Origin of the sequence: Paracoccus shanxieyensis (genome assembly GCF_009711265.1) — a bacterium.
GTDB classification, from domain to species: Bacteria; Pseudomonadota; Alphaproteobacteria; order Rhodobacterales; family Rhodobacteraceae; genus Paracoccus; species Paracoccus shanxieyensis.
The window spans coordinates 51,350-70,878 of the sequence record NZ_WMII01000011.1 but is presented as its reverse complement, the minus strand read 5'-3'; the positions used below and the strand labels follow the sequence as shown (position 1 = coordinate 70,878).

23 protein-coding genes are annotated in these 19,529 nt (G+C 65.5%); 11 read left to right on the top strand and 12 right to left on the bottom strand.

Annotated features, from left to right (window positions below; translation table 11 throughout):
• Positions 1–12: 12 nt before the first annotated feature.
• On the bottom strand, positions 13–831 hold the full coding sequence (locus GL284_RS12705; protein ID WP_155045003.1) for an EcsC family protein: 819 nt from the start codon (positions 829–831) through the stop codon (positions 13–15).
• Between the two features lie 114 nt (positions 832–945).
• Between GL284_RS12705 and GL284_RS12700 the strand changes: the two genes are divergently transcribed.
• Positions 946–1,392 carry an Ivy family c-type lysozyme inhibitor gene (locus tag GL284_RS12700; RefSeq protein WP_155045002.1) on the top strand — a complete coding sequence of 149 codons (447 nt, stop codon included), beginning with the start codon at positions 946–948 and terminating at the stop codon, positions 1,390–1,392.
• Here GL284_RS12700 and GL284_RS12695 read toward each other — a convergent pair.
• Entirely contained in the window at positions 1,376–1,966 is a 591-nt protein-coding gene (locus tag GL284_RS12695; RefSeq protein WP_155045001.1) for a GNAT family N-acetyltransferase, read from the bottom strand. The genes GL284_RS12700 and GL284_RS12695 overlap by 17 nt on opposite strands.
• A gap of 232 nt (positions 1,967–2,198) precedes the next feature.
• On the opposite strand from GL284_RS12695, the gene GL284_RS12690 reads away from it, so the two are divergent.
• From GL284_RS12690 to GL284_RS12660, 7 genes are all read left to right on the top strand, one after another.
• Positions 2,199–2,792 carry a flavin reductase family protein gene (locus GL284_RS12690; protein ID WP_155045000.1) on the top strand — a complete coding sequence of 198 codons (594 nt, stop codon included), beginning with the start codon at positions 2,199–2,201 and terminating at the stop codon, positions 2,790–2,792.
• Complete coding sequence (locus GL284_RS12685; protein ID WP_155044999.1) at positions 2,792–3,337, top strand: adenine phosphoribosyltransferase; 546 nt, start codon at positions 2,792–2,794, stop codon at positions 3,335–3,337. Before GL284_RS12690 ends, GL284_RS12685 begins: the two co-directional genes overlap by 1 nt.
• A 37-nt stretch (positions 3,338–3,374) precedes the next feature.
• Positions 3,375–4,325 carry a 4-hydroxy-3-methylbut-2-enyl diphosphate reductase gene (ispH, locus tag GL284_RS12680; RefSeq protein WP_155044998.1) on the top strand — a complete coding sequence of 317 codons (951 nt, stop codon included), beginning with the start codon at positions 3,375–3,377 and terminating at the stop codon, positions 4,323–4,325.
• 70 nt (positions 4,326–4,395) lie between these two features.
• On the top strand, positions 4,396–4,722 hold the full coding sequence (locus GL284_RS12675) for a DUF1330 domain-containing protein (RefSeq protein ID WP_155044997.1): 327 nt from the start codon (positions 4,396–4,398) through the stop codon (positions 4,720–4,722).
• A 67-nt stretch (positions 4,723–4,789) separates the two neighbouring features.
• Positions 4,790–5,395, top strand: a complete 606-nt coding sequence (locus tag GL284_RS12670) for a glutathione S-transferase family protein (RefSeq protein ID WP_155044996.1) — start codon at positions 4,790–4,792, stop codon at positions 5,393–5,395.
• On the top strand, positions 5,392–5,868 hold the full coding sequence (rnhA, locus tag GL284_RS12665) for a ribonuclease HI (RefSeq protein ID WP_155044995.1): 477 nt from the start codon (positions 5,392–5,394) through the stop codon (positions 5,866–5,868). Before GL284_RS12670 ends, rnhA begins: the two co-directional genes overlap by 4 nt.
• A complete protein-coding gene (locus GL284_RS12660; protein ID WP_341870370.1) occupies positions 5,858–6,487 on the top strand; it encodes a trimeric intracellular cation channel family protein in 630 nt (209 codons plus the stop codon). Before rnhA ends, GL284_RS12660 begins: the two co-directional genes overlap by 11 nt.
• Here GL284_RS12660 and GL284_RS12655 read toward each other — a convergent pair.
• The 3 genes from GL284_RS12655 to GL284_RS12645 form a co-directional block, all read right to left on the bottom strand.
• Positions 6,484–6,807 (bottom strand): VOC family protein, encoded by a 324-nt coding sequence (locus GL284_RS12655; RefSeq protein ID WP_155044994.1) that lies wholly within the window; start codon positions 6,805–6,807, stop codon positions 6,484–6,486. The genes GL284_RS12660 and GL284_RS12655 overlap by 4 nt on opposite strands.
• Before the next feature lie 11 nt (positions 6,808–6,818).
• The gene (locus tag GL284_RS12650) at positions 6,819–7,220 is read right to left on the bottom strand and encodes a group III truncated hemoglobin (protein ID WP_155045083.1); all 402 of its coding nucleotides are present in this window, start codon (positions 7,218–7,220) and stop codon (positions 6,819–6,821) included.
• A gap of 88 nt (positions 7,221–7,308) precedes the next feature.
• Complete coding sequence (locus GL284_RS12645; protein ID WP_155044993.1) at positions 7,309–8,496, bottom strand: FAD-dependent oxidoreductase; 1,188 nt, start codon at positions 8,494–8,496, stop codon at positions 7,309–7,311.
• 184 nt (positions 8,497–8,680) lie between these two features.
• On the opposite strand from GL284_RS12645, the gene ileS reads away from it, so the two are divergent.
• Positions 8,681–11,593 (top strand): isoleucine--tRNA ligase, encoded by a 2,913-nt coding sequence (gene ileS / locus GL284_RS12640; protein WP_155044992.1) that lies wholly within the window; start codon positions 8,681–8,683, stop codon positions 11,591–11,593.
• Positions 11,594–11,634: 41 nt separating this feature from the next.
• Here ileS and GL284_RS12635 read toward each other — a convergent pair whose 3' ends face one another.
• The 5 genes from GL284_RS12635 to GL284_RS21945 form a co-directional block, all read right to left on the bottom strand.
• Positions 11,635–12,957, bottom strand: coding sequence for a hypothetical protein (locus tag GL284_RS12635; protein WP_341870533.1), 1,323 nt, complete (start codon positions 12,955–12,957; stop codon positions 11,635–11,637).
• Between the two features lie 494 nt (positions 12,958–13,451).
• A complete protein-coding gene (locus GL284_RS12630) occupies positions 13,452–14,294 on the bottom strand; it encodes an ATP-binding protein (protein WP_155044991.1) in 843 nt (280 codons plus the stop codon).
• Positions 14,287–15,180 (bottom strand): twin-arginine translocase subunit TatC, encoded by an 894-nt coding sequence (gene tatC / locus GL284_RS12625; RefSeq protein WP_341870368.1) that lies wholly within the window; start codon positions 15,178–15,180, stop codon positions 14,287–14,289. The genes GL284_RS12630 and tatC overlap by 8 nt, the downstream gene beginning before the upstream one ends.
• 25 nt (positions 15,181–15,205) lie before the next feature.
• Positions 15,206–15,724: a Sec-independent protein translocase protein TatB gene (tatB, locus tag GL284_RS12620; RefSeq protein WP_155044990.1), complete on the bottom strand. Its 519-nt coding sequence runs from the start codon at positions 15,722–15,724 to the stop codon at positions 15,206–15,208.
• Positions 15,725–15,742: 18 nt separating this feature from the next.
• Entirely contained in the window at positions 15,743–16,054 is a 312-nt protein-coding gene (locus tag GL284_RS21945) for a twin-arginine translocase TatA/TatE family subunit (RefSeq protein ID WP_155044989.1), read from the bottom strand.
• A gap of 133 nt (positions 16,055–16,187) precedes the next feature.
• On the opposite strand from GL284_RS21945, the gene GL284_RS12610 reads away from it, so the two are divergent.
• Together GL284_RS12610 and GL284_RS12605 are read left to right on the top strand one after the other, a co-directional pair.
• Positions 16,188–16,805: a MarC family protein gene (locus GL284_RS12610; protein ID WP_155044988.1), complete on the top strand. Its 618-nt coding sequence runs from the start codon at positions 16,188–16,190 to the stop codon at positions 16,803–16,805.
• Complete coding sequence (locus tag GL284_RS12605) at positions 16,805–17,380, top strand: retropepsin-like aspartic protease family protein (RefSeq protein ID WP_155044987.1); 576 nt, start codon at positions 16,805–16,807, stop codon at positions 17,378–17,380. The genes GL284_RS12610 and GL284_RS12605 overlap by 1 nt, the downstream gene beginning before the upstream one ends.
• A gap of 94 nt (positions 17,381–17,474) precedes the next feature.
• Here the strand turns inward: GL284_RS12605 and GL284_RS12600 are convergent, their stop codons facing one another.
• Together GL284_RS12600 and GL284_RS12595 are read right to left on the bottom strand one after the other, a co-directional pair.
• Positions 17,475–17,924, bottom strand: a complete 450-nt coding sequence (locus GL284_RS12600) for a DNA polymerase III subunit chi (RefSeq protein WP_155044986.1) — start codon at positions 17,922–17,924, stop codon at positions 17,475–17,477.
• Complete coding sequence (locus GL284_RS12595) at positions 17,924–19,423, bottom strand: leucyl aminopeptidase (RefSeq protein ID WP_155044985.1); 1,500 nt, start codon at positions 19,421–19,423, stop codon at positions 17,924–17,926. The genes GL284_RS12600 and GL284_RS12595 overlap by 1 nt, the downstream gene beginning before the upstream one ends.
• Positions 19,424–19,529: the final 106 nt, after the last annotated feature.

The window sequence follows — 19,529 nt, the reverse complement described above, 5'->3', positions numbered from 1 at the left end:
AAAACAAGGAGATCAGGCGCGGCGCAGCGTCTTGCGGGTCGAGCCGGGGCGGCGCTGTTCCATGCGCAAGAGCAAGGCTTCGACCAGGGCTTCGCGCGGGACGCCGGTTTCCTCGGACAGGCGCAGCAGGCCGAACTGGACGCGGGCGATTTCCTGATAGTAGCGGGTGAAATTGTAGTTGATGGCCGCGCCCGCCACGGCACCGAACAGCGGAACGGTCTGCGCCGCAAGCTTCTGGGCCAGCGAAACCGAGAGCTTGGGCGCCACCTTGGCGATCAGGGTCTGCACCGTCTGGCCGGTGATGGCCATGCGCGCGGCCAGCAGGCCCAGATCCGCGCCCTCGTCGCTGGCCAGCGGACCGGCCGAGGCGAAGACATGCAGCGCCTCGCGCCGGGCAACGTCGCTGTCGGGATCGAAGCCGTGTTCGGCGGCGATATCCATGATGGCGCGCAAGAGCAGCGTCACCGTGACGGGCATTTCGACCGTGGCGCCCGCGATGCCCGCAAAGCCGCCGGCCGCGCCCGAGGCAGTCGAGAGCGCGCGGTTGAACCAGTCGCCCCGGTTACGCAGCATTCCGCGCGAACGGGAGGCGGCATCGAACGCCCGATCAAGCGCGGCATAGGTGATCTTGTCGATGCGCCCGCGCACGGGTTTCGGTAGGCGCTGGATCAGATCCTCGGCCCGGCCGCCGACGGCGTTCATCACCTCCATGGCGATGCCGCCCGCGCTGAGATAGCGCTGGGCCAGCCGGTCGATTTCGGCGTGAATGGTCGGATCGTTGATCGGCGGCAACACGGCCTGCCGCGTGGGGATCGGCGTGTGATCGGTCATCCCTTGGATACCTTGGCTTTTTGCATTCGCTATAAAACGAGATAGGGCGCGCGGGGTTCCTTGTCATCCCCGGCCATGCCAGATTGGCCAGACCGAGCGATATGAGGTGTCCCGATGAAAACCCTGACGATGCTTTTCGCCGCCATGCTGCCTGCGGCGGCATTTGCCCAAGACGGGCTGACGCTGGCCGATCTGGACAAGGATGCCGGGCTTGCCGCAGCCTATGCCAAGATGGCGCAGGGCCGGACCATGCCGGACTGGCTGCGCACGGGCGCGGTCGTCACGCCTGCGGTTCCCGTGCGCTTCGGCGGGCGCGAATGGCTGGCGATGACGGCCTGCAAGCCGCATGACTGCGCGGCCCATCAGATTGCCGTGGTCTATGCCGAAGGCGGTCCGATGCATGGCGTGATCTCGGACCAGCCCGAGGAGAACGGCCCGCAAAGCCTGACATGGCTGAATATCGGCGGCGGCGCGGAATCGATCGATGGCCGCACCATCCTGTTTGCCGCGCTGACGGGCAGTCTGGAGAACCACCCCGAGGCGTTCACTTTCCCCGAATGATCGCCCGGGCCTGCGGGTCGTAATCCACCCCGGCCTGACTTCTGGGGGGATCGCGGCGGATTTCGGCAAGGCCCGCGACGACATCGCGCCGTGTCTCACGTTCGACATCGCCCTGAATGCCTGCCCAGGCGCCGTCGTCCAGATCAAGCCCCAGCACGCGGTCGGGGTTGGTGGGCGGCGGCATCACCACGCCCTCGAGCTTGGCAAAGCCGAAGCGCTGGTAATAGGGCAGATCGCCCACCAGCATGACCCGCGCCCAGCCCAGTTCATCCGCGCGGGCCAGACTTTCGCGCATCAACAACGCACCCAGCCCCTCGCCCTGGGTCGTGGGGTGCACGGCGACCGGCCCCAGCAGCAGCACGGGCTTGCCCGCCACGCGCACCGGCCAATAGCGGATCGCCCCCAACAACACCCCGGCATCGTCGCGCAGCACCAGACACAGCGCCAGCACGGGCGGCACCCCCTCGCGCAGGCGATAGGACGACAGCGCGCTGCGGCCCGGCGCGAAGCACAGATCCATCAGCGCCTCGACCTCGGGCGTGTCCTGAGATGTTTCGGGGGAAAGGTGATACATCCTGCCTCAAATCAGTCGGGGGTCAAAGCGGGTGCGTCGGTCAGAAGCGCGGCCCCCCTAACATCAAAGCGCCGATACGAAAACAGCCGATCTGGCATCTGCGCATAATTTTATCGCAGCCTGTCGCCCTGACCGTGCCGACGCTTGACGGGGAACGACCGGGCAGGCAGATCGTTCCCTGAGACGCGGCGTGGAAAATCCGCGCCCGGCAATCGGATAGAAGGAAAAGCCCATGTTCTACCGACCCGAGACCGGCCATGGCCTGCCGCATAATCCGCTGAATGCGCTGGTGGCCCCCCGTCCCATCGGCTGGGTGTCCAGCCGCGGCGCGATGGGAGACAACCTTGCGCCCTATTCGTTCTTCAACCTGACGGCCTATGTGCCGCCGCAGCTGATGTTCAGCTCGACCGCGTCCAAGCCCGACCGGCCGGGCACCAAGGACAGCGTGGCGCAGATCGCCGAAAGCCGGGTCTTCTGCATCAACATCGCCGATGGCGCGATGCGCGAACAGGTCAATGCCAGCAGCGCCGCCCTGCCAGCGGGCAGCAGCGAATTCGAGGCCGTGGGCATCGAGATGGCCGAATGCGAAACCATCGACTGCCCGCGCGTGGCCCATGCCGCCGCCAGTCTGGAATGCCGCATGACGCGGGTGGTGCGGCTGGCGGGCGAGGCGAACATCATGGTGATGGGCGTCGTCACCGGCATCCATATCCGCCCCGATTGCCTTGTCGACGGCCGCTTTGTCCCCGCCTCGGGCTATCTGTCGCGGCTGGGCTACAAGGATTACGCTATCACCACCGACACCTTTGAAATGGAGCGTCCCTGATGCCGCCGCGCGATACCCGCAGCGTGCGCGACTATATCCGCACCATCGCGGATTTCCCCAAAGAGGGCATCCTGTTTCGCGACGTGACCACGCTTTTCGCCGATGCGCGCGGCTTTCGCATGGCGGTGGATCAGTTGCTGACGCCCTATGCGGGCGAACGCATCAGCAAGGTCGTCGGGCTTGAGGCGCGGGGTTTTATCCTTGGCGGCGCAGTGGCGCATCAGCTTTCGGTGGGCTTCGTGCCGATCCGCAAGAAGGGCAAGCTGCCCGGCGCCGTCATCAGCGAGGCCTATGCGCTGGAATATGGCGAAGCGGTGATGGAGTTGCATGACGATGCGCTGCAGCCGGGCGAACGTGTGCTGATCGTCGACGATCTTCTGGCCACCGGCGGCACGGCGGCGGCGGCGATCAAGCTGTGCGAACGCTTGGGCGCGCAGATCGTCGGTTGCGCATTCGTGATCGACCTGCCCGATCTGGGCGGGCGCACCCTGCTTGAGGGGTTGGGCCATGATGTCCATGCGCTGACCGAATTTGACGGGCACTAGCCTTGCGGCAGCGCGGGCGGAACGCTAGGTGATGGGCATGGACACGAAACCGCCCCTTACGCTTTATCTGGCAGCGCCGCGCGGCTTTTGCGCCGGTGTCGACCGTGCGATCAAGATCGTCGAAATGGCGCTGCAGAAATGGGGCGCTCCGGTCTATGTCCGTCACGAGATCGTGCACAACAAATTCGTCGTCGACAGCCTGCGCGACAAGGGCGCGGTCTTTGTCGAGGAACTGCATGAATGTCCCGATGACCGCCCGGTGATCTTTTCGGCGCATGGCGTGCCCAAGGCCGTCCCCGCCGAGGCGCGGCGGCGCGAGATGGTGTTTGTCGACGCCACCTGCCCGCTTGTCAGCAAGGTCCATGTCGAGGCCGAGCGTCACCACGCGGCGGGCCTGCAGATGGTCATGATCGGCCATGAAGGCCACCCCGAGGTGCTGGGCACCATGGGCCAGTTGCCCGAGGGCGAGGTGCTTCTGGTCGAAACCGTGGACGATGTGGCCCATATCACGCCGCGCGATCCGGGCAGGCTGGCCTTCATCACCCAGACCACGCTGTCGGTCGATGACACCGCAGCCATTGTCGCGGCCCTGCAGGCGCGCTTTCCTGCCATCGTCGGCCCCGCCAAGGAAGATATCTGCTACGCCACCACGAACCGTCAGGCCTCGGTCAAGGCGATTGCCGACCGCATCGACGCGCTGTTCGTGATCGGTGCGCCGAACAGTTCCAACTCGCGCCGTCTGGTCGAGGTGGGGCGTGCGGCGGGCTGTGCCTATTCGCAACTGGTCATGCGTGCCGATCAGATCGACTGGCGCGCGATCGAAGGCGCGCGCTCGGTCGGGGTGACGGCCGGCGCATCCGCCCCCGAGGTGCTGGTCAATGAGGTGATCGACGCCTTCCGCGCCCGCTATGACGTGACGGTGGACATGATCGAAACCGCCCGCGAAAACGTCGAATTCAAGGTGCCGCGCGTCTTGCGGGAAGCCTAAGGTCGCGATTGCCCGATCCGCGCTGCCGCCGCTATGCTGGCGGCAGTTTCGTTTTGGGGAGGAAACGACCATGACCGCATTCCTGATCGCCGAGGTGAAGATCACCGATGACGCATGGGTGCCCGATTACGCCACGCATGTGCACGACATCGCGGCCAGACATGGCGGGCGTTACCTGTCGCGCAGCGGCAATATCGAGACGCTGGAAGGCGCGGCGACGGACGAAACCCTGATCGCGCTGATCCAGTTTCCCGACCGCGCCTCGGCCCATGCCTTTGCCAATGACCCGGATTACGCGCCCTATGGCAAGGCGCGGCAGGATGGCTCGGTCAGTCATTTCCGGGTGATCGACGATACCGATCTGGCCGGGGCGATCCCCTATCTGCCCAAAGCCTGATCGCGGGTTCCGGCGCGCGGCATTCACGCCTATACTGCTGCCCTGAACATCCAAGGCAGGTAAGAAAATGCGTCTGTATTCAATGCCCTCGTCCGGGAACAGCTATAAGGTGCGGCTGCTTTTGTCGCTGCTGGGGCGCGACGTGCCGACGGTGGATGTGGAATATCAGACCGACGCGCTGGACAGCGCCAAGGCCGAGGGGCGGCTGCCTTTCGGCAAGGCACCGGTGCTGGAACTGGACGATGGCCGCCTGCTGCCGGAATCGAACGCGATCCTGTTCTGGCTGGGCGAAGGCACGGCCTTCGTGCCCGCCGACCCGTTCCAGCGCACCCAGATGCTGTCATGGCTGTTTTGGGAACAGAACCAGCATGAGGGCACGATTGCCGTGCGCGCCGCGCTTCTGAGCTATCCCCACCGCCGCGCGCAGGCGACGCCCGACCGGCTGGCCGCGCTGCTGGAGGCGGGCCATGCCAATCTGCAGATCATGGAGGACCGCCTGTCGCGCCGCGACTGGCTGGTGGGCGATGCCCCCTCGCTGGCCGATATCTGCCTTTATGCCTATACCCATTCGGCGGGCGACCGCGGCGGCTTCGACATGGCGCGGTTTCCGGCCATTGCCGCATGGCTGGACCGCATCGCCGCCCTGCCCGGCCATCGGGCGCTGACGGCATGAGCGCGCTTTACGCATGGACCGATGGCGCCTGCAGCGGCAATCCCGGACCCGGCGGCTGGGGCGTGCTGATGCGCGCGATGGACGGCGCAGCCATCCTGAAGGAACGCGAACTGTCGGGCGGCGAGCCTGACACCACCAATAACCGCATGGAACTGATGGCCGCAATTCAGGCGCTCGAGGTGCTGACCCGCGCCAGCCAGATCACCGTGACCACCGACAGCGCCTATGTCAAAAACGGTGTGACGCAGTGGATCCATGGCTGGAAACGCAATGGCTGGCGCACGGCGGACAAGAAGCCGGTGAAGAATGCCGAACTGTGGCAGCGCCTTGACGCCGCGCAGGCCCGCCACAGCGTGCGCTGGGAATGGATCAAGGGCCATGCGGGACATGCCGAAAACGAACGTGCCGATGAACTGGCCCGCGCCGGAATGGCCCCCTTCAAACCCGCAAAGGTGAAAGCCGGTGAGCCTTAGCCATCTGCTGCCCTTGCTGGATTACGCCAGCGTTCTGGTCTTTGCGCTGACCGGCGCGCTGGTCGCCAGCCGGGGTCAGCTTGACATCACGGGCTTCATCTTCTTCGCGACGCTGACCGGCATCGGCGGCGGCACGCTGCGCGATCTGCTGCTGGGCCGCACGCCGTTCTGGATCGAGCGGTCGGAACTGCTGCTGCTGACCTCGGCCGCGGCGGTGCTGGTGTTCTTTACCGCGCATCTGCTGGAAAGCCGCTACCGGGTGCTGATCTGGCTGGACGCCTTTGCCTTGGCGGTGGCGATCCCGGCAGGCGTCGGCACGGCGCTGGCTGCGGGCGCGGATCCGGTGGTGACGGTCGCCATGGGGGTCATCACCGGCACGCTGGGCGGCATGATGCGCGATGTCGTCGGCAATGAGGTGCCGCTGGTGCTGAAACAGGGCGAACTTTACATCACCGCCGCCTTCGGTGGCGCGCTGGCGGCGGTCATCCTGATCTATGTGGGCATGCCGCGCGGCGCTGCGCTGATCGTCTGCGGCATGGTGGTTCTGGCGCTGCGCGCGGGCAGCATGACGCTTGGATGGCGGCTGCCGACCTATAAGGCGCGGCCGCCGCGGGTCTAACGCTCGGACCAGACGGCCATTTCCGTGCCGCCCGGCTCGCGGAACTGGAACCGCTTGCCGCCGGGAAAATCGAAGATCGGCTTGGTGATCTGCGCCCCTGCGGCGGTCACGCGCGCCAGTGCGGCGGGCAAATCATCGGTTTTCAGAATGATCAGCGGCGGCGCCGAGCCCCCCGCCGCAATCCCGCCCGAGATACCGCCATCGACGATTTCCTGATAGTCCGGGCCGTAATCGTTGAAGCCCCAGCCGAAGGCATCGCTGAAGAACTGCTTCGTCGCGCCCAGATCGGCCGAGTTGAATTCCACATAATCGATTTTCATGGCGTTTCCTTTCATCGCAAGACCGGAGGCATGGCGGCATCGCGATGCATCCCTTCGACGCCCATGCGCAGTCCCGCGCCAATGCGATGGGCCAGTGCCGACCATGCCCGCGCCGCGTCATCGGGCAACGAGCGGCGCAGGGTTTCGTCAAACAGCGCCAGCCAGTCGGGGAAATGCCGCGCCTGAACATTGCCCGCCTGCAGATGCGCACGCATCGGGCTGCCGTCATAGCCGCGCTCATACAGGATGGCATTGCGCCAGAAGGCGGCGATCTTTGCCTCATGCGCGGGCCAGTCGGTGATATGGGCGGCAAAGACCGGGCCCAGCACCTCGTGCCGCCGGATCGCGCCATAGAAGGTGGCGATAACACGGTCGATCTGGTCGGGTGTGACGGGAATGCGCGGCGGGATCATGCCCGCGATATGGGGCGCGCGGGCGGGCAAGGTCAAGGCCGCCGGTTCAAGGGCACTTGGTCAAGGCCGCCCGGTCAAGCTTAGCGGTTCAAGGCCATCTGGTCCCGGCCAAAGGCGGCAGCATCGTGCCCGCCACCAGATGCGTCAGCACAGGGCGCACGAATGGCAGGTTCGAGCTGCGGGCCAGCGCCAGATCGCGCAGCCATGGCAGGCTGCGGCTGCCCGACTGATACATGGGCGTGAACATCGCGCTCATCCCTTGATAGATCCGCACATGCCAGCGCCGCATGGCGGCATAGTCCGACAGGACCTCATGCGTGTCACGCAAGGCATCGCCTTTGCCGCGCAAGGCATGGGCCAGCGCCATGGCATCCAGCAGCGCCATATTCGCCCCCTGACCCAGTTGCGGGCTGGCGCGATGCGCCGCATCGCCGATATGCACCAGCCCCGCCGACCAGGGGCGACGCAGCGTGCCATGGCCATAGCGCGCCACCGTCATCTGCTCATTGCGGGTGATCGTGGCCAGAAACGGCTGCATCTGCGGCCAAAGCGCCGTGACCTCGGCCTGCCAGTCGCCGATGGGGCGGTGCGGCCATGCGTCCAGCTCGGCCAGTGGCATCGACCAGAAGATGGCGGCAAGCGGCGTCGGATCGTCCGCAAGCCTGCCGATGGGCAGGACACCCGCCATGCGGCTGGCGCCGCGATACTGCTGGCGCAACTGGTCGCGGCGCAGCGCGGTCCGGGGCCATGGCACCGTGCCCCAGATCGCGCCATAGCCCAAGGCCCGTGCCCGCATCGGCGACAGGTCCGACCCCGCCCCCGCCGCATCCACCACCAGATCGAAGCGCCCGGCATCGCGCCCGTCATCCAGAACCAGCCGCCGCCCGCGCCCGTCGGGCGTCGCGGCGGTGACCCTTGCCCCGCAGATGATCGGCACGCCCTGATCCTGCACCCCCTGCCACAGCAGTTGAAACAGCGCCGCGCGGTGGATGCCGCGTCCCGGCGCATCGGCAGGATAATGCACATCCAGCGCCACCCGGCGCGCGGAATGGCCCAGCATATGCGCGATGGGACTGGACAGCGCCCGGGTCTTATGCCCCAGCCCCAGATGATCCAGCACCGCCAGCCCCACCGGCTGGATCACCAACCCCGAGCCTAGCGGGCGCGGCGCGGGGAAACGCTCGAACAGGGTCACGTCATGCGCATCGCGCGCCAGCAAAGCCGCGGCGGCCAGCCCGCCGATCCCGGCCCCGATGATGGCGATCTTGAAACCCATGCGCAGGACTTGCCCCAGCGACGGGCGGGCTGCAAGCCGCGCTTGCAGGCATGCGGGCGGTTTCCTATAACCGCGACCATGTTCAGCACGGGCTGCATCATTCGAATTACCCGCCCGGCGGCTTAGGGGTTCCTTCGCCGTCGGGTTACGCATGCCAGCCCTGCCACCGAAGGATCCCCGCCAGATGAGCGACACGACCACCGACGCGCCCGACTATCGCGACACCGTTTTCCTGCCCCAGACCGATTTCCCCATGCGCGCCGGCCTGCCCCAGCGCGAGCCGGAATGGCTGGACCGCTGGGCACGTCTGGGCATCTATGACCGGCTGCGCCGCAAAGAGGGCCGCACGCCCTTCATCCTGCATGACGGCCCGCCCTATGCGAATGGCAACCTGCATATCGGTCACGCACTGAACAAGGTGCTGAAGGATTTCATCACCCGCAGCCAGCAAATGATGGGCCGCGATGCGCGCTATGTCCCCGGCTGGGACTGCCACGGCCTGCCGATCGAATGGAAGATCGAGGAGCAGTATCGCCAGAAGCAGAAGAACAAGGACGAGGTCGATGTCGTCGAGTTCCGGCAGGAATGCCGCGCCTTCGCGCAGGGCTGGGTCGATATCCAGCGCGACGAATTCAAGCGTCTGGGCATCATCGGCAAATGGGACGATCCCTATCTGACGATGAACTATCACGCCGAGGCGGTGATCGCGGCCGAGTTCATGAAGCTTCTGATGAACGGCGCGCTGTATCAGGGCTCGAAGCCGGTCATGTGGTCCTCGGTCGAAAAGACCGCGCTGGCCGAGGCCGAGGTCGAATATCACGACCATACCAGCCACACGATCTGGGTGCGGTTCGGGGTGCAGGCGCCGCAGAGTATTTGGGGAACAGAGAAGCCGGTCAGCGTGGTGATCTGGACCACGACGCCGTGGACCATTCCGCAAAACCGCGCCGTGGCCTTCAATCCGGCCATCGCCTACGGGATGTATCAGGTCGATGAGGCGGCCGAGACTGCCAGCGCCAAGCCGGGCGAATTGCTGCTGCTGGCCGATGCCCTGGCCGAAGGCGTGATGGGATCGGCCAAGGTGACGGGTTTCCAGCGCCTGCGCGATGTGACCGCCGCCGAGATGGACGGCGTGACGCTGGCCCATCCCTTCCACGGCATCGAAGGCGGTGCGGGCGAGTGGGATTTCGACGTGCCGCTGCTGCCCGGCGATCATGTGACCGAGGATGCGGGCACGGGGTTTGTGCATACCGCCCCCAGCCATGGCGACGACGATTATCAGCTGGGTCTGAAGTTCGGCCTGCCCATGACCTATAATGTCGAGCCGGACGGTTCCTATCGCGCCGATCTGCCGATCTTTGGCGGGCAGGCCATTCTGACGCCCGAAGGCGCGGAAGGTCCGGCCAATGTCAGCGTCATCAAGCAACTGGCCTATGCCGGTGCCCTGCTGGCCAAGGGCAAGATCAAGCACAGCTATCCGCATAGCTGGCGGTCAAAGGCGCCGCTGATCTTTCGCAACACGCAGCAATGGTTTGCCGCCATCGACCGCAGGCTGGATGACGGCATGGGCGAATATGGCGACACGATCCGCACGCGCGCACTGACCAGCATCGACAAGCTGGTGCGCTGGACGCCGCAGACCGGGCGCAACCGTCTGTATTCGATGATCGAGAACCGCCCCGACTGGGTGCTGTCGCGCCAGCGCGCCTGGGGTGTGCCGCTGACCTGTTTCGTCAGGAAGGGCGCGCGGCCCGATGATGCGGATTTTCTGCTGCGCGATCAGCGCGTCAATGACCGCATCATCGAAGCTTTCGAGAAAGACGGCGCAGATGTCTGGTATCACGCCGATTTCAAGGCGACGATGCTGGATGGCGTGGCCGATCCCGAGGCTTACGATCAGGTCATGGACGTGCTGGATGTCTGGTTCGATTCAGGCTCGACACATGCTTTCGTGATCCGCGACCGCGCCGATGGCAGCCCGGACGGCATCGCCGATCTGTATCTGGAAGGCACCGACCAGCATCGCGGCTGGTTCCATTCCTCGCTGCTGCAAGCCTGCGCGACCAAGGGGCGCGCGCCCTATAAGGGTGTGCTGACGCATGGCTTTACGCTGGATGAAAAGGGCATGAAAATGTCCAAATCGCTGGGGAACACCGTTTCTCCGGCCGATGTCATCAAGGAATACGGCGCCGACATTCTGCGGCTGTGGGTGGCGCAGGCGGATTACACCGCCGATCTGCGCATCGGCAAAGAGATCCTGAAGGGCACCGCCGACAGCTATCGCCGGCTGCGAAACACGCTGCGCTTTGTTCTGGGCAATCTGGACGGGTTCACCGATGCCGAACGCGTGCCGCTGAAGGACATGCCCGAGCTGGAGCAATGGGTGCTGCACCGTCTGGCGCAGATCGACCATCATCTGCGCAAAAGCTATGATGCCTATGATTTTCAGGGCGCGTTCCAGACCGTGTTCCAGTTCGCGACCGTGGATCTGTCGGCCTTCTATTTCGACATCCGCAAGGACGCGCTGTATTGCGACGCGCCGGGCAGCCTGCAGCGCCGCGCGGCGCGCACGGTGCTGGATATGCTGTTCCACCGTCTGGTGACGTGGCTGGCGCCGATCCTGCCCTTTACCATGGAGGATGTCTGGCTGAGCCGCTTCCCAGGTGAGGATGACAGCGTGCATCTGCACGACTTCCCGGTGACGCCCGCCGATTGGCTGAATGAGCCCTTGGCGCAGAAATGGGACGGCATCCGCCGCGCCCGCCGCGTGGTGACGGCGGCGCTGGAGATCAAGCGCAGCGACAAGACCATCGGTGCCAGCCTTGAGGCGGCCCCCGTGGTTCATGTCGAGGATGCGCAGGCACTGGCGGCGCTGAAATCGGTGGATTTCGCCGATATCTGCATCACCTCGGGTCTGAGCCTGACCGGCAATCCCGCCCCGTCCGAGGCGTTCCGACTGTCCGACGTGCCGGGCGTCGGCGTGGTGTTCGAGCCTGCCGAGGGCGAAAAATGCCAGCGCTGCTGGAAGATCCTGCCCGATGTCGGCAGCCACGCGCATCCGGGCACCTGCGCCCGCTGTGACGCGGCGCTGGGATAAGGTGACAAGGCCCCGGAGCATTCTCCGGGGCCTTTTTCGGTTCAGCGGAACCAGAAACCTTCGCGTTTCAGTTTCTGCCGGATCGGCTGTTCGGACTGGTTCGCGGCGTCAGAGAACATCGGGCGGACCTTGCTGCGACCTTCGCCGCCCGTCACCAATTGCTGCGCTGCCTTGTCCGCCGCAAACAGCGGGGCGATCTGCGGGTCGCGCAGCAGATCCTCGACCAGCGCAACGGCTGCGTCGGATTCGCGGGCATAGAGCAGCGACAGATTGCGATAGTGGCAGCTTGCCGCGCCGTCCAGCCCGTTCAGTTCAGGACCGGGACGACCGCCGCCCAGCGAATGGATGACCAGCGGCAGCACGATCTGATCCAGCCAGGGATCAAGGCTCTGACAGGCCAGCGCGTCGCCCGGATCATTGCGCACCGCCAGCGACCAGTCCAGAAAGCGGCGACCGAATTCGGCGGGATCGGCGCCGAAGAACCAGCCCGCGTTGAAATAAAGATAGCGTTCCCAATGTTCGTCATGCTGGCCCGCATCCAGCGAGCTGTCGAAATCCAGCCCGAAGCGGTCATAGAGCGAGCGCCAGATCTGCGTATAGCCCGGCCCGTAAAGCGGCGGCTGGGGCCAGCTTCCCGACCGGCGCATCGAGGCCGAGGGACGGTTGAAATCGAAACCCACCTGATCCAGCGGCCCGGTGATCAGCGTGTCGCTGTCGAAGAACACGAAGGGCTGACCCGGCGGCAGCAGCGCCAGCGCCTCGATCTTGTTGCCATAGGGATAGGCGCGGCCGAAATGCTGCGCGGTGAAGGGCAGCACTTCGGCGCCATAGCCGGTCAGCAGGGCGCGGCTGTGGTCATCAAGCTGCGTTCTGGTGCCCTGCCATGCCTCGGCCTCGCGCGGCTCGGCGACGATCAGGCGGCCTTTCCAATCGGGGGCATTGCGCCGCAGGCTGGCGGCGAACAGCACCGCCTCGGCGGCCAGACGGCCCTGCTGCGCGACGATCAGGATATTGAACGGGACCGCGCTGCGGGCTGCGGGCTTTGAAACGGGGGCGGCAGGGGCCGCGATGGGGGCTGGCGACGCTTCTGCGGCTTCGGCGGGCGGTTCCATGAAGGCGGGGGCCGGGGCCTTCTTGCGTCCGGCATTGCGGGCGTTGCCCCGCGCCTCGCGTTCGGCCACGCGGTCTTGCTTGCGCTGTGCGCGTTCAGCCTCATTGGCAAGCTTGCGCTGTGCGCGGATTTCCGCCTTGCCACTGTTTTCGCTGGGGTTCCCGCGCCCTTTTTTACCATCGGGGCCTTGCTGCCCCTTGCCAGAATCTGTCACGTTCTTTACCTCGGCATGCACCGTGGGATTCGACATCATGCCGCTTCCCTGTTCTGGACATACGACACAAATGACGGGCGTGACCAGACCGCTGATTTAGTCAGGAAAACAGAACGCAATTCCAAGTTGAAACCTGCAAACGGTTTCATCAGAAATTGCAAGAGGCTCGCTTATAGCGCGTAAATTTAGTTAAAAAACCGGCTAAAAAGTCAGCTTTAACGTCTAAGACTTTAAGGGCAGTCTCCTGAGGAGCCGTTTTAACGATTTCCTCTTTTGCATGTACGGCCAAGCCGGGTGAGGCTGGGCACTGTTCTCACCCGGTCGCCTGCATCGGATAATCAAATCTCTGCCGAACGTCGAGAATGCGCAGACGGTTCCGGCATGAATTTGCTGAAAAATCCAGAAAATCAGGCAGAACTTGGGGCCGACATGAGTTTGTAGGCAAACAAGCGCATGTTCTGCAAGGACATAGCAGGATCTGCCCGCAATAAAGGCAGCGCGCCAAAAATCCATGTCTTAGGTCAGTGGGATCCCTAGACCGAAACGCCGTGACGCCCGGCAAGGTCGGTAAAGAACTGCCACGCCACCCGCCCGGACCGTGCGCCCCGCGTGGCCTGCCATTCGATCGCCTGAGCGCGCAGATCGTCTGCGGCGATATCGACGCCATAAGCGCTGCAATAGCCCTGAACCATCGCCAGATATTCGTCCTGCGAACAGGGGTGGAACCCCAGCCACAGCCCGAAACGGTCCGAAAGCGAGACCTTTTCCTCGACCGCCTCGCCGGGATGGATCGCGGTCGAGCGTTCGTTGTCGATCATGTCGCGCGGCATCAGGTGGCGCCGGTTCGAGGTGGCGTAAAGAATGACATTGTCGGGACGCCCGGCAATCCCGCCATCCAGCACCGCCTTCAGCGATTTATATTGCGTGTCGTCATGGCTGAAGGACAGGTCGTCAGCAAACAGCACGAAGCGCCGGTCTTTGGCCTGCCCCAGAATGGCCAAGAGACGCCCGACCGAGCCCAGATCCTCGCGCGCGATCTCGACCAGCACCACGGGCAGGCCCTGCCCCAGCGTCTCGGCATGAACGGCCTTCACCAGCGACGACTTTCCCATGCCGCGCGACCCCCACAGCAGCGCGTTGTTCGCCGCATGGCCGCGCGCGAATTGCAGGGTATTGGCCAGCAGCGTGTCGCGGGCGCGGTCGATGCCGATCAGCTGCACCAGATCGACGCGGGCCACATCCGCCACGGGGTGCAGCCGGTCGGGATCGGGATGCCAGACATAGGCGCTGGCCTCGGTAAAGCTGGGCGCGGGTGCGGGCGGCGGGGCCATCCGCTCCAGCGCCTCGGCGATGCGGGCAAGGGTGTTCTTACTCATCGGCGTTCTGCTCTTCCAGCGCGCGCTTGCGTTCGATGCGGCGCACAAGGATGATCGAGATCTCGTAAAGACCATAGATCACGCTGAACAGAACGATCTGGCTGATGACATCGGGCGGCGTGACCATCGCGGCCAGAACCAGAATGACGATGATGGCATAGCGCCGCACGCTGGCCAGCCCCTCGGCCGAGACCAGCCCCGCCTTGCCCATCAGCGTCAGCGCCACCGGCAGTTGGAAGCTGAGCCCGAAGGCCAGAATGAACTTGGTGGTCAGGGTCAGATATTCCTCGACCGAACCCTGAAAGACGATGCCGGCCCATGGCTGGTTTGGTGCTGCGGGCGTCGCGTGCCCCGCCGCAGGTGCGGCCGTGCCGACCGCATGTGTGGCCGTCCCTGCCGCATCCGAGGGCAGACCCAGCGGCCCCTGCTGGAAGCCAAGGAAGAAGTCAAAGGCCCAAGGCAGGATGATGTAATAGGCAAAGCCCGCGCCGATGATGAACATCACCGGGGACGCAATCAGAAACGGCAGCAGCGCATTCTTTTCGCTGCGATACAGCCCCGGCGCCACAAATCGCCACAGCTGATAGCCGACGACCGGAAACGCCAGCACGAAGCCGCCGAAAAAGGCGATGCGCATGGCGACGAAGAAACCTTCCTGCAGCTTCAGCAGGATCAGCCCGCAGGTCTGGCCGCGCTTTTCCAGCGCATAGCAGATCGGCTGGGTCAGGAAATCGAAGATCGGGTTCCAGACGAAATAGCACAGCACCATCGCGATGACGAAGGCCAGAACCGACCAGATCAGCCGCTTGCGCAGCTCGGCCAGATGCGAAATCAGGGGGGCGGAGCTATCGTCGATATCATCCGGCTTGGCAGTTTTCGTCGCCACGCGATGCGGCCTTTCCTATTAAAGATCAGTCGCGATCCGAACGCCGCACGGCATGAAGCCTGCGCCGTCCATCGGCGGTGTCGGCAGCCATATTGGCGGGAAACGGCGCGCTGACACCCGGCGCAGCGGGGGGCACCGGGGGCGCGGCCTCAGGTGCGGCACCGGGGGCAGCCGGTTCATCGGCTGCGGCCACCGGCGGCACCGGCGCTGCCGGATCGGGAACGGGCTTGGACCGGCGGGCTTCCTGCAGAGGATTGACCGGATCCCATTTCTCGAACCGGTCCGCGGCGCGGTCCAGCGCGTCCAGCCCCAGCGCCCGCTTCGAGGTCAGCTTGTTCACATCCTTCAGCGCCAGCCCGGCCTCATCCAGCCCCGAGGACTTGGCGGCGTCTTCCATCGCGCTGCTGAATTCGCGCGCCATCATCCGCGCCTTGGACGTGATCCGGCCCAGCGTGTGAAACAGCTTGGGAAGATCCTCGGGGCCGACGACGATCAGCGCCACGATGCCGATCAGAAGTAGCTCACTCCAGCCGATATCGAACATGTCCGGATGCGACCCGGATCAGAGCTTGGTCTGGTCGGACGGCGTCACGTCGCGCAGGCTGCCATCGGCGGTCATGCGGGCGCGTTCGGCATCCAGCTTGGCGCGCTCGGCCGCCAGTTCGGCGCGGGCCTTGGCGATGTCATCGGGCGAATTCAGCTCAAGCTCTTTGGTCTCGGCCTTGTCTTCCTCGGCGCCGTCCTTGACGCCTTTCTTGAAGGCGGTGATTCCCTTGCCGACTTCGCCCATCAGGGACGAAACCTTGCCGCGCCCGAAAAGCACCAGCACAACGATCGCGATCAGCAAAAGCGCCATGGGGGAAGGTGCGTGCATCTTAATCCTCCGTCACGGCCTAGCCGCGTATATCTTGGGTCTGCACAAGATATAAGGCCCGTGGCGATCTGGTGAAACCCCCAAACGCGTGATCGCCTTTCCTCGGCGGATCGGTCAGGCCATAGTTGCCCGCATGGACAGCACACAGATCATCAGCGCCTTCGTCACCCTGTTCGTCGTCATCGACCCGATCGGGCTGGTGCCGCTTTTCATTGCGCTGACGCGCGGCATGCCCCACAGCCAGCGCCGCCGCGTGGGCTGGCGGGCCATCCTGATCGCCGCGATCCTGATGACCGCCTTCGGCCTCGCGGGCGAGGCGATCCTTGGCGGCATCGGCATCTCGCTTCCGGCCTTCCGCATCGCGGGGGGCGTGCTGCTGTTTCTGACCGCGCTGGACATGCTGTTTGAACGCCGCACCGAACGGCGCGAGGGGCAGACGGATGACCACCACGGACAGGACGATCCGTCGGTCTTCCCGCTGGCCACACCGTTTCTGGCGGGACCGGGGGCGCTGGCCACGATGATCCTGCTGGTCAATCAGGATCAAACCGTCGGCCATACCGTGATGGTGCATCTGGTGATGCTGGCGGTGCTGGGCATCGTCGCCGCACTTTTCGCGCTGGCGGGGCCGATTGCGCGCCTTCTGGGCCGGACGGGAACCATGGTGGTCACGCGGCTGTTCGGGATGCTGTTGGCGGCGCTGTCGATCCAGTTCGTGATCGACGGCCTGAAAGGCTCGGGGCTGGTCTGATGGGTGAGGAATTCGGCCGTGTGGCCTATCTGGTGCTGCTGCTGGTCGCGGTCGGCGGCTATCTGGTGGTCGAATTGCGGACGCGTCCCGGCAAGTCGATGCGCTTTGCCTCCGCCTGGGCGATGATCTTTCTGGGGGCCATCGCGATTGCCGGCATGTGGGGCGATATCCGCAACACCATCTCGCCGCAGGCCCGCGTTCTGGAAGGCGGCCGGGTCGAGGTCCCGCTGGGCCAGGACGGGCATTACCACCTGACCGCCGATGTGAACGGCACGCCGCTGCGCTTCATCGTCGATACCGGCGCCAGCACCATCGCGCTGGGGGCCGATGACGCCCGCCGGGTGGGGATCGACCCCGCCTCGCTGGGCTATCTGGGACAGGCGCAGACCGCGAATGGCACGGTGCCCACCGCCACGGTCATGCTCGATTCCGTGACCATCGGCGACATCCACGACGAACAGGTGCCCGCCCTCGTCCTGCAATCCGAAATCGGCGTGTCGCTGATGGGCATGTCCTATCTGTCGCGCTTCGCCCGCGTCAGCATTGAATCGAACCGCCTCATCCTCGAACGCTGAACGGGCTGTCCTTGTTTTGCAAATACCCCGGGGGACGCCCCGGCCTGCCGGGGCGGGGGGCAGAGCCCCCTGACACAGGCCCGACGCCCGCGCCTTACTGCTTGCGCTCCCAGCGCCCGCTTTCCTCGGACCAGTATTCGGCGGCAACGCCATGCGCCTTCATGGCCCGCCATTGCGTGCGGGCGCGGTCCAGCGCCTCGGGATCGTTGCCGTCGAACAGGATGCAGGCGCGGTCCAGCGCATCGCATTCGGTGCCGGTGATCTCGGCCCCGTCCAGAACCATCAGGCAGCGCGGCTGGTTTTCCGCCGCCTGCCCCTCGATGGTCAGCAGAACCGGCTGACGCGCATCATGCGCGCCTCCGGCCAGCCCGTGCGGTAGGAAGCCCTCGCCCAGCCACAGCGCCTCGTCCAGCGCGACCTGACGGGCGCGGTCCCTGCCCCGGACCTCGACAGGCCAGCCCGCCTGCAGGCTTTTGCCGATCAGCATCGGCAAAAGCGCGCGCGGGCCAGACCGCGTCAGGTGATAGAACAGGACAGACCCCATCAGCCCTGCTCAAAGCGGTCGCGCACCAGCCGGTCCAGCGCCATCACGCCCCAGCCGGTCGCGCCTTTTGGCGCAAGCGCCGTCTCGCCCGGCGGCAAGGCCACGCCCGCAATGTCCAGATGGATCCACGGCGTGCCGTCCTTGATGAAGCAATGCAGGAATTCCGCCGCCGTGATCGACCCCGCCGAGCGGCCGCCGGTATTCTTGATATCGGCAAGGCGCGACTTGATCAGATCCTGATAGCCCGGCCCCAAAGGCAGCCGCCACGCGCCCTCGCCCTCGGCCTTGGCCGCCGCAAGGAACTGACCGGCAAAGGCATCGTCATTGGAAAAGACGCCGGCATTGTCATGCCCCAGCGCGATGATGACCGCGCCGGTCAGCGTCGCCAGATCCACGACGGCCTTCGGCGCAAAGCGTTCCTGCGCATACCAAAGCACATCGGCCAGAACCAGACGGCCCTCGGCATCGGTGTTGATGATCTCGATCGTGTCGCCCTTCATCGACTTGACGATATCGCCGGGCCGCTGCGCCTTGCCGTCGGGCATGTTCTCGACCAGACCGACCAGACCGACGACATTGGCCTTGGCACGGCGCAGCGCCAGCGTGCGCATGACGCCCGCGACCACGCCCGCGCCGCCCATGTCCATCGTCATCTCTTCCATGCCCGCGGCGGGCTTGATCGAGATGCCGCCGGTGTCGAAGACCACGCCCTTGCCGACCAGCGCCAGGGGCGCCTCATCGCCGCCGCCCATCCAGCGCATGACCACCACCTTCGAGGGCGTTTCCGAGCCCTGCCCCACGCCCAGAAGCGCGCGCATTCCCAGCTTGGCCAGCGCGTCCTCCTCCAGCACCTCGACCTCAAGGCCCAGCTCCTGCATGGCCAGCAGGCGGTCGGCGAAATCGCTGGTGGTCAGGACGTTCGCAGGCTCGCTGACCAGATCGCGGGTGAAGAACACGCCCTCGGCCACGGCGGCACCGCTTTCGGCATCGCGGGCCAGCGCCTCGGGATCCTTGTGCATGAAGCTGACGCGCCGGGTGGCGGGCGCGGCGTCGGCCCCCGCCGCAGCATCATCGGCCGTCTTGGATTTCTGCGTCTTGTAGGCTGAGAAATCATAGGCCCGCAGCGCCAGCCCCAAAGCCACCTCGGCGGCCAGCTTCTGATCGCCCGCCAGCACCGTCAGGTCGGTCTTGCCCAGCTTCGCGCCGATGGCAGACCCGGCCTTGCGCGCGGTCGCGACATCGGTGCGGCGCGGCAGCGACACCAGTTGCAGCGCATCCGCCGCCATCCCGGCGGGAAAGGCCAGTTCCAGTGCCCGGCCCGGCTTCACGCCCTTCCACGCATCCGAATCCAGCGCGCGCTGCACCGCCTCGCGGGCGGGGCGCGGCAGGCCGCCGGGCAGACGCCCGGTGTCGGCCACCAGAATGGCGATGCGGCCCTTGCGCGCGGCAAGCCCCTCGGTTTCGGTGGACATGAATGAGATTTCGACCGGCTGGGTCATGATCGCGCGCTCCGCATTGATCCGTTTCGGCGAAAACTAGTCATGCAACCGCCGCTTGACCAGAGGCAGGGCTTCCCCAATCCCGACCGACGGGCTAAGCAAGCTG